General features: G+C 20.7%; 10 protein-coding genes. 6 read left to right on the forward strand and 4 right to left on the reverse strand.

What is annotated here, in order from left to right; all coding sequences use genetic code 11:
• Positions 1-13: 13 nt before the first annotated feature.
• Positions 14-1768, reverse strand: a complete 1755-nt coding sequence (gene aspS / locus GJT88_RS02155) for an aspartate--tRNA ligase (RefSeq protein ID WP_168895289.1) — start codon at positions 1766-1768, stop codon at positions 14-16.
• A 205-nt stretch (positions 1769-1973) separates the two neighbouring features.
• Between aspS and GJT88_RS02160 the strand changes: the two genes are divergently transcribed.
• The 6 genes from GJT88_RS02160 (at position 1974) to potC (ending at position 9128) form a co-directional block, all read left to right on the forward strand.
• On the forward strand, positions 1974-3137 hold the full coding sequence (locus GJT88_RS02160; protein WP_168895290.1) for a MalY/PatB family protein: 1164 nt from the start codon (positions 1974-1976) through the stop codon (positions 3135-3137).
• A gap of 37 nt (positions 3138-3174) precedes the next feature.
• Positions 3175-4902 carry an arginine--tRNA ligase gene (gene argS / locus GJT88_RS02165; protein WP_168895291.1) on the forward strand — a complete coding sequence of 576 codons (1728 nt, stop codon included), beginning with the start codon at positions 3175-3177 and terminating at the stop codon, positions 4900-4902.
• A gap of 84 nt (positions 4903-4986) precedes the next feature.
• Positions 4987-6087: a tRNA 2-thiouridine(34) synthase MnmA gene (gene mnmA / locus GJT88_RS02170; protein WP_168895292.1), complete on the forward strand. Its 1101-nt coding sequence runs from the start codon at positions 4987-4989 to the stop codon at positions 6085-6087.
• A 285-nt stretch (positions 6088-6372) separates the two neighbouring features.
• Positions 6373-7497 carry a spermidine/putrescine ABC transporter ATP-binding protein PotA gene (gene potA / locus GJT88_RS02175; RefSeq protein ID WP_168895293.1) on the forward strand — a complete coding sequence of 375 codons (1125 nt, stop codon included), beginning with the start codon at positions 6373-6375 and terminating at the stop codon, positions 7495-7497.
• Positions 7472-8338 carry a spermidine/putrescine ABC transporter permease PotB gene (gene potB, locus GJT88_RS02180; RefSeq protein WP_168895294.1) on the forward strand — a complete coding sequence of 289 codons (867 nt, stop codon included), beginning with the start codon at positions 7472-7474 and terminating at the stop codon, positions 8336-8338. The genes potA and potB overlap by 26 nt, the downstream gene beginning before the upstream one ends.
• On the forward strand, positions 8331-9128 hold the full coding sequence (potC, locus tag GJT88_RS02185; protein WP_168895295.1) for a spermidine/putrescine ABC transporter permease PotC: 798 nt from the start codon (positions 8331-8333) through the stop codon (positions 9126-9128). Before potB ends, potC begins: the two co-directional genes overlap by 8 nt.
• A gap of 15 nt (positions 9129-9143) precedes the next feature.
• On the opposite strand, the gene mutM is transcribed toward potC, so the two are convergent.
• From mutM to yidC, 3 genes are read right to left on the reverse strand one after another with little or no spacing between them, the layout of a single operon-like run.
• Positions 9144-9959 (reverse strand): bifunctional DNA-formamidopyrimidine glycosylase/DNA-(apurinic or apyrimidinic site) lyase, encoded by an 816-nt coding sequence (gene mutM / locus GJT88_RS02190; RefSeq protein ID WP_168895296.1) that lies wholly within the window; start codon positions 9957-9959, stop codon positions 9144-9146.
• Between the two features lie 7 nt (positions 9960-9966).
• Positions 9967-11331, reverse strand: coding sequence for a tRNA uridine-5-carboxymethylaminomethyl(34) synthesis GTPase MnmE (mnmE, locus tag GJT88_RS02195; RefSeq protein ID WP_168895297.1), 1365 nt, complete (start codon positions 11329-11331; stop codon positions 9967-9969).
• 10 nt (positions 11332-11341) lie between these two features.
• Positions 11342-12970, reverse strand: a complete 1629-nt coding sequence (yidC, locus tag GJT88_RS02200; protein WP_168895298.1) for a membrane protein insertase YidC — start codon at positions 12968-12970, stop codon at positions 11342-11344.
• Positions 12971-12993: the final 23 nt, after the last annotated feature.

The raw sequence follows: 12993 nt of genomic DNA on the forward strand, positions 1-12993 counted from the left end.
AATATATATACTCCTATTTTTTACATAATAATCCTAGCTCATCTAAAATATTATTATCAATAATATTAGGTGATTGAGTTAATAAACATGTTGAAGATGTTGTTTTTGGAAAAGCAATTACATCACGAATATTTTTAGTATCAGACAATAACATAACTAATCTATCTAATCCTAAAGCCATACCTATATGTGTAGGTGTTCCAAATTTTAAAGCTTCTAAAAAAAATCCAAAATTTTTTTGTTGAGTTACATTATCTATATTAAGAATATCTAATATTATTTTTTGTATCTTATACTGATGTATTCTAGAAGAACCACTACCAATTTCATATCCATTTATTACAAGATCATATGAATCAGATATAATTTTTTCTGGATTATTTTTTAAAAAATTTATATCAAAATTTTTTGGTGATGTAAATGGATGATGCATAGACACTAATTCACCTTTTTCATTCCTTTTAAATAATGGGAAATCTATAATCCATAACGGACACCATTTATTCTTTTTAATTAAATTTAAATCTATTCCTAATTTTTTTCTTAAAATACCCATAGAAGTTAATGAACTATTTATCTTTACTTCTGTACCTATAAAAATAATATCATTATTATTAGCTTTATGCTTAAAAATGATATTTTTTATTTCTGCCTCACTTAATGTATTTATGTATAAATTTTTTTCTTTAAAAATATTAATTAATTTTAAATTGTGTACTTGAAAAATATTTAAATCATTAATTCCATATTTTTTCATATATTCTTGATATAAAGATAAAGTTTTTATTTTTATATTTTTTATATATTTAAAACTTATATAAATAGATATTATTTTTTTTTTTGTTTTGTTTATACAATTTTTTATAAAAACATTAGTTATATCGTTAAGTTTTAACGGATTTCTTAAATCAGGTTTATCTGTACCAAAATATTTTATTGAATCTTTAAATGTTAATGATTTAAATTTATTAAGTGAAATATTTTTTACGTTTTTCCATAAATTAAATATTATTTTTTCTATAAAATTTCTAAAAGTAATTGAATTTGTAAAAGACATTTCTATATCAATTTGAGTAAATTCTGGTTGACGATCTGAACGTAAATCTTCATCACGAAAACATTTAGCAATTTGATAATAACGATCTAATCCAGCAATCATTAATAATTGTTTAAAAATTTGAGGAGATTGAGGTAAAGCATAAAATTTTTTTTTATGTATTCTACTGGGTACTAAAAAATCTCTAGATCCTTCTGGAGTAGAATTAGTTAATATTGGAGTTTCAATATTTAAAAATTTATTTTTTTCTAAAAATGTTCTAATAATACTTATTATAGTAGATCTTAATTTTATTATTTTAGCCATTTTAAGTTGTCTTAAATCTAAATATCGATATTTTAATCTTATTTCCTCTGTATTTAATTTATTATTATCAATAGGTAGGGGGAGAGATTTGTTAATAATGAATAAATTAAAAACAATAATCTCTATTTCTCCAGTAAATATATTTAAATTTTTATTTTTTGTTGTTCTTTCTACTATTTTTCCTATAATTTTTATACAAAAATTATTACGTAATGTAGTAGCTAAATCATAAGCAATTTTATTATATTTAGAACTAAAAACAGCTTGAACAACTCCTTCTCTATCTTTTACGTTAATAAAAATTAATTTTCCCAAATTTCTAAAACTATCTACCCACCCATAGATAATAACTTCCTTATTTATATGTTCTTTATTAATTTCCCCGCAATAAATTTTTTTTTTCATAAAAAACTCTATTTTCATAAAATATATAAGTAAATTATATTTATAATATTTTATAAATAAATGATTTCATATTATAAAAATAACTTTAATTACTTAAGTATTTTAAATATAAAAATATAAAAAATCTAATAAAAATTAGATTTTTTATATTTTTATTATTTAAATAATTTGATATACTTAAATATTAAAAATAATAATTAGTAATATGACATATAAATATAATTTTAATAAATTAGTTAATAGATTAAATAGCGATAGTTTAAAATGGAATAAGTATAATAACAGAAATATTATACCCTTGTGGGTTGCGGATAGTGATTTTTATTCTCCTGAATGCATTAGACAAGAGTTAAAAAAAAGAATAAATCATGGTATATTTGGATATGGTATTGAACCTAAAAATTTATCTGAAATTATTGTTAAACGATTCTTAAAATTTTATAATTGGAAAATTGATCCTTCATGGATAGTTTATATAAATGGTGTAGTTTCAGGACTAAATTTGAGTATAAGAACTTTTACAAAAAAAAATGCATCAGTTATAACATATATACCGATATACCCCCCTTTTATTCAGTCAATATTATTACATCATAGAATACCAAAATATATATACTTATCACATAATAAAAAAAAATGGATATTAGATCCTAATATTTTAAATTCTGAAATGTTAGGTAATGAAAAATTAATAATGTTATGTAACCCTCATAATCCTACAGGATCTGTTTTTTCTTATAAAGAATTAGAAAATATTTTATATTTTATAAAAAAACATAATTTAATTATTTGTTCAGATGAAATACACTGTGATTTAATTTTACAAAAAAAAACAAAACATATACCTTTTGCCTCTATACATCCAGAAGCAGAACAATGTAGTATAACTTTTATGTCTCCCTCAAAAACATATAATATATCTGGACTAAATTTTGCAGTAGCTATTATTCCTAATAAAAAATTACGTACTAAATTTATTTTATCTAAAAAAAAAACTCTTCCAAATATAGATATATTTTCTTTTATTGCAGCTACAACAGCTTGGGGAAATAATCAATGTAATGATTGGTTAACAGAACAAATAAAATTTTTAAGAAAAAATCGTAATATTTTAGTTAATAAAATTAATAATATATCCTATTTAAATATTTTAAAACCATATGCAACATATTTAGGATGGATTAATTGTAAAAATATGAAGGTTACTAATCCATCTTTATATTTTGAAAAATATGGGTTAAAATTTTCTTCTGGAAAAGATTTTGGTGATAGTAATTTTATTCGTTTTAATTTTGCTTGTTCTCGTATTATTTTATATAAAGCTTTAGAAAGAATAGAATATGCTATAAACAAATTATTTATTAGTTAGTAGTTAGTACTTATATTATAATATAACGGTAAAATATATGAATATTAAAGATATTCTTTCAAAAGAAATTCATAAAGCAATGATAAAAGCTGGAATACCAGCTAAACATAATGTTTTTTTACGTAAATGTAAAAAAATAGAGTTTGGACATTATCAAATAAATGGAATTATATCAGCTGCTATAAATTTAAATACTAACCCTATAAGTTTAGCTAATAAAGTTTTAGAGTATTTAAATTTAAAAAAATTAATATCCAAAATCAAAATTACTAAAATCGGATATATTAATCTCTTTCTTAAAAAATCATGGTTATCTCAACAAATTAATTTTTTAATATCTTCGGATAGATTAGGGATCAAAAAAATAAAATCTAACAATATTATTGTTGACTATTCTAGTCCTAATATTGCAAAAGAAATGCATGTAGGTCATTTAAGATCTACAATATTAGGTGATTCTATGGTAAGGATTTTATCTTTTTTAGGACATAATGTTATTAAATCAAATCATATTGGGGATTGGGGTACCCAATTTGGAATACTTATTGCTTTTTTAAAATATAAAAAGTACAAGACAAATATCTCAATTTCTGATTTAGGTATATTTTATAAACAAGCACAAAAAAAATATATTAAGGATAATAATTTTGCAAAAAAATCTAAAAAATATGTTGTTAAATTACAACAAAAAGATATTTCATGTTTAAAAATATGGGAAAAAATAGTAAATATTACTATGAGTAATAATTATAATTTATATAAAAAACTTAATATTACTTTAACTGAAAAAGATACTATGGGGGAAAGTATATACAATGAATTATTACCAGATATAGTTCAAGATTTAAAAAATAAAGGTTTAGCTGTAAATAATAATGGTGCAGTTGTAATACCTATTAAAAATATGCAAAATAAAAAAGGATTACAAATGGCTGTTATTATTAAAAAAAAAGACGGAGCATACCTTTATGCTACAATTGACATTGCATGTATAAAATACCGTTATGAAATACTAAAAGCTGATCGTATTATTTATTATGTTGACGCACGACAAAATCAATATTTAAAACAAATTTTTACTATTGCAAGAAAAGCAAATTATATTCCTGCTCATGTACAATTAGAACATCATATGTTTGGTATGATTTTAGATAAAAATAATAAACCATTTAAAACTAGAGAAGGTAATAATATTAAATTACATCATTTAATTGAAAAATCTATAATAAAAGCAAAAAATATAATTTTTCAAAAAAATCCTGATATAAAAAAAGATGAATTAGAAAAATTATCTGAAATAATAGGTATAGGTGCAATTAAATACGCTGATCTATCTAAAAATAGATTACATAACTATATTTTTAGTTGGAAGGATATGTTGTCCTTTAATGGGAATACAGCCTTATATATTCAATATGCATATGTAAGAACAAAATCTTTATTAAATAAAGCAAATATTAATTTTAACCATTTTTTAAATTTAGAAGTTCATTTTTCAAATAATTATGAAATAAATCTTGCTATAACATTTTTAGAATTTGAAAATATAATTTTAAAAATTGCAAAAAAAGGTACACCAAACATATTATGTAACTGGTTGTATAAAATTACAGTATTATTTTCTATTTTTTATGAAAATTGTAATATTTTAGATTTAAAAAATGATTTACTAAAAATTAGTAGATTAAAAATAGTTTTTTTAACATCACGAATCCTAAAAACAGGATTATCGTTATTAGGGATAAAAACTATTACAAAAATGTAAAAACATTAATAATAAGTTTTCTAATAAAATATTATTTTATTTCTATAAAATGTTAAATTTTTATTTTTTAAAAAAGATATTTAAATGATTAAAAAAAAAGTAATAATTGCTATGTCTGGAGGAGTAGATTCTTCTTTATCTGCTTGGTTACTTAAGAAACAAAATTATCAAGTAGAAGGATTATTTATGAAAAACTGGGAAGAAGATGACGTGAATAATAACTGTCATATTCAAGATGATTTATATCATGCTGAAAATATTTGTAAAAAATTAAATATTTATTTACATAAAATTAATTTTTCGTCAGAATATTGGGATTTTGTTTTTGAAAAATTTCTTTCTGAATATAAGAAAGGAAATACTCCTAATCCAGATATACTATGTAATAAAGTAATTAAATTTAAGTATTTTATGAATTTTGCTATTAAAAATTTAGGAGCTAATTATATTAGTACTGGTCATTACGCTCGTTGTAAAAAAATAAAAAATAAATTTTTTTTATTTAAAGGAATTGATTCAAATAAAGATCAAAGTTATTTTTTATATACGATAAAAGAAATTCAACTTAGAAAAATTTTATTTCCTATAGGAAATTTAAAAAAAAATGAAGTAAGATATTTTGCAAAAAAATTAAAATTCATTAATGCTAATAAAAAAGATTCTACAGGAATTTGTTTTATAGGAGAGAAAAATTTTCCAAAATTTTTAAATAAATATATATCTGTAAAACCAGGAAATATAGTGGACATTAATGGAAAAATTATAGGAAAACATAAAGGATTAATACATTATACTTTAGGACAAAGAAAAAGAATCGGGTTAGGAGGATCTTCATATTATGGAAATAAACCATGGTATGTTTATAAAAAAGATATAAAAAAAAATATTTTAGTTGTTGTACAAGGCTATAATAATCCTTATTTATATTCTGTTGGATTAATAGCAAAAGAAATAACTTGGATTACTTCTCTATTTCAATTTTCACAAAAATATACAATAAAAACTAGATATAGACAAAATAGTGTTGAATGTCAAATTTATTTACTTAATAATAATAAAATTAAAGTATATTTTAGTACTCCTATTTTTGGTATTACACCAGGACAATCAGCTGTTTTTTATTGTAAAAATATTTGTTTAGGTGGAGGTATTATTGAAAAACAAATTCCATTAATTAACAAATAATTTAATTTTTTAAAAAAAACAAATATTACTTATAATAATAAATATATATTAATATTATATGTACCTTTTTATGAAGGTAGTGTATTATTTTTATTCAAAAAAATTTTTAGTAAATATTTTATTTAGTTTTAAAAAAATATTTAAATTATTTTATATAAATATATTATATATTTTTTAATTATTTATCATTTAAATTTTTTATAATATATGTTTTCTATAAAAAATATTTTTTATATTAATCAAATTAATAAATATTAAATAACGTTTGGCTAGAGTTTTTTTTATATGAAAAATCAAAATGTTAAAAAAGCACTAATTAACCTTAATAATATTAATAAATCTTTTTTTGGTAAAAAAATCATTTCTAATTTTCAATTAAATATAAATAACGGCGAATTTATTACTTTTTTAGGTCCTTCAGGTTGTGGTAAAACTACAATTCTTAGACTAATTGCTGGTTTAGAGAAAGTAGATAGTGGTTCAATTCTATTGAATAATGAAGAAATCACATACAAACCAGCTGAAGACAGACAAATAAATATGGTTTTTCAAAGTTATGCTTTATTTCCTCACATGTCAGTATTTGCAAATATAGCATTTGGTTTACAAATGCAAAAAAAACCATATAAAGAAATAGTAAAAAAAGTAGAAAAAATATTAGAAATGGTTCAATTAACAAAATTTGCATATAGAAAACCACATGAATTATCAGGAGGACAACAACAAAGAGTTGCTATCGCAAGAGCAGTAATTAATCAACCAAGAATATTATTATTAGATGAATCATTATCCGCTTTAGATTATAGATTACGTAAGAAAATGCAGAATGAATTAAAAGCTTTACAAAGAAAATTAGGGATTACTTTTATTTTAGTAACACATAATCAAGAAGAAGCTTTAAGTATATCAGATCGTATTATTTTATTACGTAATGGAAAAATAGAACAAGAAGGGACTCCTAGAGAAATATATGAAGAACCAAAAAATTTGTTTGTAGCTAAATTTATAGGAGATATTAATATATTTGATGCAATTATTTTAAAAAAACTAAGTAATAAACAAGTACAAGCTAACCTAGAAGGTTATATATGTAATATTAAAGTTTCTTTTCCTGTTATTTCTGGGGAAAGAATACATGTATTATTAAGACCTGAAGATTTAAAAATAAAAGAAATAGATAATAATGTATCTGGAAAAGGATTAATTGGTTATGTAAAAGAAAAAAATTATAAAGGAATGACTTTAGAATCAACATTAGAATTAGAGAATGGTAAAATTATTACTGTTAGTGAATTTTTCAATGAAAATGACCCTTACGTTGATCATGCCTTAAATCAAAAAATGTTAATTAATTGGGTTGAAACATGGGAGGTCACACTACCTTATGAAAAAAATAATGGGATATATTAAAAATATTATTATTTTTTTGATTATTGGTTGGTTATTATTATTTATTCTTTTACCTAATATAATGATTATTATTATCAGTTTTTTAACAAAAAATAATAATCATTTAATTACGTTGAATTTTTCATTAAAAAATTATTTAAAATTATTAAATTCTTTATATATTAAAGTATTTCTTCATTCATTATATATTTCATGTATTACTACAATAATTTGTTTGTTAATAGGATATCCTTTTGCTTTTGCTTTAACAAAAATTTCTACTAAAAAAAGATCATTAATGTTATTTTTTTTATTTTTACCATTTTGGGTTAATTCTTTAATTAGAATATATTGTTTAAAAATATTCTTTGGAGTAAATGGATGGTTAAATTATATTTTAATTTTTTTGAAAATTATAAATCATCCTATACATATAATATATACTACTATAGCTGTAATTTTAGGATTAATATATATTTTATTACCCTTTATGATTATGCCTATATATTCTAGTTTAGAAAAATTAGATTTTTTTTATATAGAAGCTGCAAAAGATCTAGGTGCCCCAGCTTGGAAAATTTTCTTGTATATAACTATTCCTTTAACTACTCCAGGTATTATTGCTGGTTGTTCATTAGTTTTTTTATCAGCTATGGGTATGTTTTATATTGCTGACTTGATGGGAGGAGCTAAAAATTTACTAGTAGGAAATCTTATTAAAATCCAATTTCTAAATATAAGAGACTGGCCCTTAGGATCAGCTATCAGTACAATGATAACATTCATTACAGGAATATTCTTAATATTATATTTAAAAATAATTAAATTTTTAGATAAAAAGGAATTAAAAAATAATGTTTAGAAACATTTGTAGAATAATTTTTATAAATTTAATTTATTGCTGGTTTTATATACCTATTATTCTTATTATAATAAATTCTTTTAATAAATCAAAATTTGGAGTTAAATGGGAAGGATTTAGTATAAAATGGTATTATGCAATTTTACATAATTATTCTTTATTAGAAGTAACATATCATTCATTACTTATTGGCTGTATTACTGCAGTTTTTGCAACTTTACTTGGATTACTAATATCTTTATCTCTATGTTATTATAATATTCATCTTAAATCATTTATAAGTACTTTATTATTTATAGTAATAATGTCACCAGATATCGTTATGGCAATTTCTTTATTATTATTATTTATCTTACTAGATTTCCCTTTAGGTTTTTGGTCTTTACTTATTTCACATATTACTTTTTGCTTGCCGTATGTTGTTATTACTATATATTCACAACTAAAAAATTTTGATAATAAAATATTTGAAGCTGCCAAGGATTTAGGTGCTAGCGAATTTATTATTTTAACAAAAATAATATTACCATTAATATTTCCTGCAATAATTTCTAGTTGGTTATTAAGTTTCGCTTTATCAATGGATGATGTAACAATATCAACATTTGTAACAGGACCTACATATGAAGTACTTCCATTAAGAATTTATTCAATGGCAAAAATAGGTATTTCACCAGAAATAAATGTTTTAGCTACTATATTAATAGTAATATCTTTATGTTTAGTGATTTTGAGTAGAATTATTTTAGGAAAATACAAAACATATAATCAAATAACTTCTCCTTACTAAAATAATTTTTAGTATTTAAATTTGACATTTACTACAAAAAAAAGTACTTCTATTTCTTTGTTTGATTTTAATAATTTTTGTACAACAGATTTTACATAATTTATTTTGTTTACCATAAACAAATAACAATTTATGAAAATTACCAATCTTTCTATTAGGTTGTCTATAATCTTTTATAGACGAACCACCATATTTAATAGACTTATTTAAAATATATTTAATATTCTTAACAAGAATATTAATTTCTTTAAAATTTAAAGTCTTTGATATTCTTGTAGGTAAAATTTTTGATAAAAATAATGATTCACTAGCGTATATATTTCCTATCCCAGTTACAATACAATTATCCATCAATAATATTTTTATAGGAATATTTTTTTTCTTAGTAAATTTATATAAATACTTACTATTAAATTCGTTTTTTAGTGGTTCTGGACCTAATTTTTTTAAAAAAATATTATCTTTATAATTTTTAGTTTCCCATAACCAAAAACCAAACTTTCTTGAATCTGTATACCGTAAAATAATATTATTATCCATAATTAAATCAATATGATCATGTTTACCGTATGATAACATGTCTTTTTCTATTATAAATAAATTTCCTGTCATACCTAAATGAATTATAATTGAGTTGTATAATAGTATTATTATAATATATCTTCCTCTTCTTTTAATATTTAAAATTTTTTGATTATGTATATTAACTATATTCCTTGGAATAAGGTACTTTAACTTTTTATTTCTTACTATAGCATAACTAATAATTTTTTTTTCTAAATAAGGTTTAATCATGTTTTTAATAACTTCTACTTCAGGTAATTCAGGCATAATAAATTTATTTACCTATACAAAAATTAGAAAAAATAGATTTCAATAAATCTTTTGATGTAAATTTTCCAGTTAAGAGATCTAATTCTTTTTGTACTAATCTTAAAGTTTCAGATAATAATTCAATTAATTTTATGTCTAAAAATTCTTTTTTTGCTTCTTTAAGAAGAAGATATATATTATTTAATGTATTTATATGTCTTTCTCGAGCTGTAAATTGATCTTCATTATTATTAGTATAAAGAATATTATTCCTAATAAAATTCATTAATATTAAAATACCTTTTTTTGTTTTTACAGATAATTTTATTGTAGTAAAATCCTTGTTTTTAATTAATTCAGGAACACTATTTGTCACATCTATTTTATTACGTATAACAATAATTGGTATATTTTTTATATATTTTTTTATATCATTATTAATTATTTTTAATAAATTTTTTTCAGACATTTTATCTTCAATAATTAAAAATAAATAATTAGACTTTTTTATTATTTCAAAAGTTTTTTTAATCCCAATACTTTCAATTTTATTATTAGTTTTTCTAATTCCTGCTGTGTCAATTATTTCTATTGGTACAGAATTAATATAAATATTTTCATGTAAAATATCTCTGGTTGTTCCAGGAATATCTGTAATTATAGAAATATCTTTATTAGTAATTAAGTTCATTAAACTGGATTTTCCAGAATTAGGAGGTCCAATCAGTGTTATTTTTATTCCTTCCCTAATTCTAATACCATTTTTTACATATTCCATAATATGCATTAAATTATCTAATAATTTATCTAATTTTCTTAAAATATTTTTACAAAAAATAGAAAAATTAATTTCATACTCAAATTCAAGAAAAGATTCTATTTCTGTTCTTAAGTTTATAAGATTTATTGAAAAGATCTTTAATAATTTTGAAAATTTACCATGCATTAAATTCATAGCTGCAAAAACGGCAGCTTTTGAATTAGCTGAGATTATATCTGTGATTGCTTCTGCTTGAGTTAAATCAATTTTTTTATTTAAAAAAGCCCTTTCTGAAAATTCTCCTGGATTAGCAATCCTAATACCAGATATATTAACAATGTCATTTATTAATAAATCTAATAATATTGGTCCTCCATGACATTGTAATTCTAAAACATCTTCTCCTGTAAAGGAATAAGGTTTTAGAAATAATAAAACAATTCCTTTATCTATAATTTTATTTTTATAAAAAAAAGATAAATAATGAGCATATCTTGGTTTTATATATGTAAGTTTTAATGTATGTTTAATTACATTAAATACTTTATTGCCAGATATTCTTATAATACCTACACCACCTTGCCCTAATGGAGTTGCTCTTGCAATAATTGTATCTGTATTTCTTTCCATAACTTTATAATTAAATTTTAATTTTTTTCTTATTTATTTGTAAAGAAATCCATTTCTGTTGTAATAATGTTATTATATTACTAACTATATAGTATAATACTAATCCAGATGGGAACCATAAAAAAAATAAACTAAAAATAAAAGGTATTAAATACATAATTTTCATTTGTTTGTTATCTTTAGAATTACTTTGTGATGTTTTCTGAATAAAAAACATAGTAATACCCATTATGATTGGTAATATATAGTAAGGATCTTCTGATGACAAATCTTTAATCCAAAAAATAAATGGTGCATGTCGTAATTCTACAGAATTTGTTAACATATAATATAATGATAAAAAGATGGGCATTTGTATTATTATAGGAAATAATCCAGAAAGAGGGTTAATATTTTCTCTTTTATATAAAGAAATTATTTCTTTACTAAAACGTTGTTTATCATGTCCAAAATTTTCTTTAATTTTTTTTATTTGTGGTTGTAAAAAACGCATTTTAATCATAGAAATATATTGTTGTTTAGATAATGGATATGTCATCATTTTAACTAAAAAAGTGATAAATATAATTGAATATCCCCAATTTCCTATAATATTATATATTAAATTTAATAATTTAAATAATGGTTGTGACAAAAACCATAATAGACCATAGTCTATAGTTAAATTTAAAAAAGGTGCAACTTTAGACATTTGTTCTGAAATTTTAGGTCCTACCCACAAAGTAGATAAAAAACTTTTTTGAGAATTTGATAAAATTATTTCATCAGATGATTTGAAGTTAATACTTGCAATATTTTCATCAATTTTTTTTGTATAAATAGTATTTGTACCTAGTAGATGAGTTAAGATCCAAGCAGTAGCAAAATATTGTTGTGATATAGCAAGCCATCCACCAAGAGTTCTAACTTTAATATTTTTATTTTGAATAATCTTATCAAATTTATATTTAGTATATTTATTTTGTTCAGTCGAAAAAGCTATTCCATAAAATGATTTTATGGCGAAATTATTATGTTTTTTCGTTAAATATTTTTTAGGTATATAAATAGATTTTTTTATTTGCCCTAATATATTTATATAAATTTGCTGATTAGTGTTATTAAAAATTTTATGATTTATATTTATAGCATAACTACCTCTTTCAAAAGTAAAAATTTTAATATATAAAATATTATTTTTTAAAAAAAATAAAGGTATTTTTAATATATTTTGATTTTTTTTTAATTGATAAAAATGTGATTTTGAAAAGAAATTAAAATTTTTAGAATTATACTCAGTTTGGCCTAAATTATTTTTTTTTACTATTTCACTTTTTGCTTGATATATAAAATTATTGTTCTTATTTAAGAAGGTAAAAAATTTCTGAGAATTTAATCTGTCTAAATAATCAACTAACTGTAGTTTTTCAATATTACCCCCATAAGGGTTAATATATAAGAGAAATTTGTCAGTTTTTACTACAATATTATTTTTTTTTTTAATTGTGTGAAAAAATTTTCTATTTTTTATGCTTAAAACTTTAAAATGCATATTTTTTGTATTATTTTTTATATAATTATTTGTATTTTGCCAATTATTCCAAATAATAATACTAATTATAAAAAAAATAATTAAAATAATATTATCTTTTGAATCCATTATTAATATTCTCTATATTTAAT

Source organism: Enterobacteriaceae endosymbiont of Donacia tomentosa (assembly GCF_012571135.1).
Lineage (GTDB): Bacteria > Pseudomonadota > Gammaproteobacteria > Enterobacterales > Enterobacteriaceae.

Coding starts and splice junctions, on each gene's coding strand:
- mnmE (WP_168895297.1), bottom strand. CDS start 11,331: ATGGAAAGAAATACAGATACAATTATTGCAAGAGCAACTCCATTAGGG.
- potC (WP_168895295.1), top strand. CDS start 8,331: ATGTTTAGAAACATTTGTAGAATAATTTTTATAAATTTAATTTATTGC.
- GJT88_RS02160 (WP_168895290.1), top strand. CDS start 1,974: ATGACATATAAATATAATTTTAATAAATTAGTTAATAGATTAAATAGC.
- potB (WP_168895294.1), top strand. CDS start 7,472: ATGAAAAAAATAATGGGATATATTAAAAATATTATTATTTTTTTGATT.
- mnmA (WP_168895292.1), top strand. CDS start 4,987: ATGATTAAAAAAAAAGTAATAATTGCTATGTCTGGAGGAGTAGATTCT.
- aspS (WP_168895289.1), bottom strand. CDS start 1,768: ATGAAAAAAAAAATTTATTGCGGGGAAATTAATAAAGAACATATAAAT.
- potA (WP_168895293.1), top strand. CDS start 6,373: ATGAAAAATCAAAATGTTAAAAAAGCACTAATTAACCTTAATAATATT.
- yidC (WP_168895298.1), bottom strand. CDS start 12,970: ATGGATTCAAAAGATAATATTATTTTAATTATTTTTTTTATAATTAGT.
- argS (WP_168895291.1), top strand. CDS start 3,175: ATGAATATTAAAGATATTCTTTCAAAAGAAATTCATAAAGCAATGATA.
- mutM (WP_168895296.1), bottom strand. CDS start 9,959: ATGCCTGAATTACCTGAAGTAGAAGTTATTAAAAACATGATTAAACCT.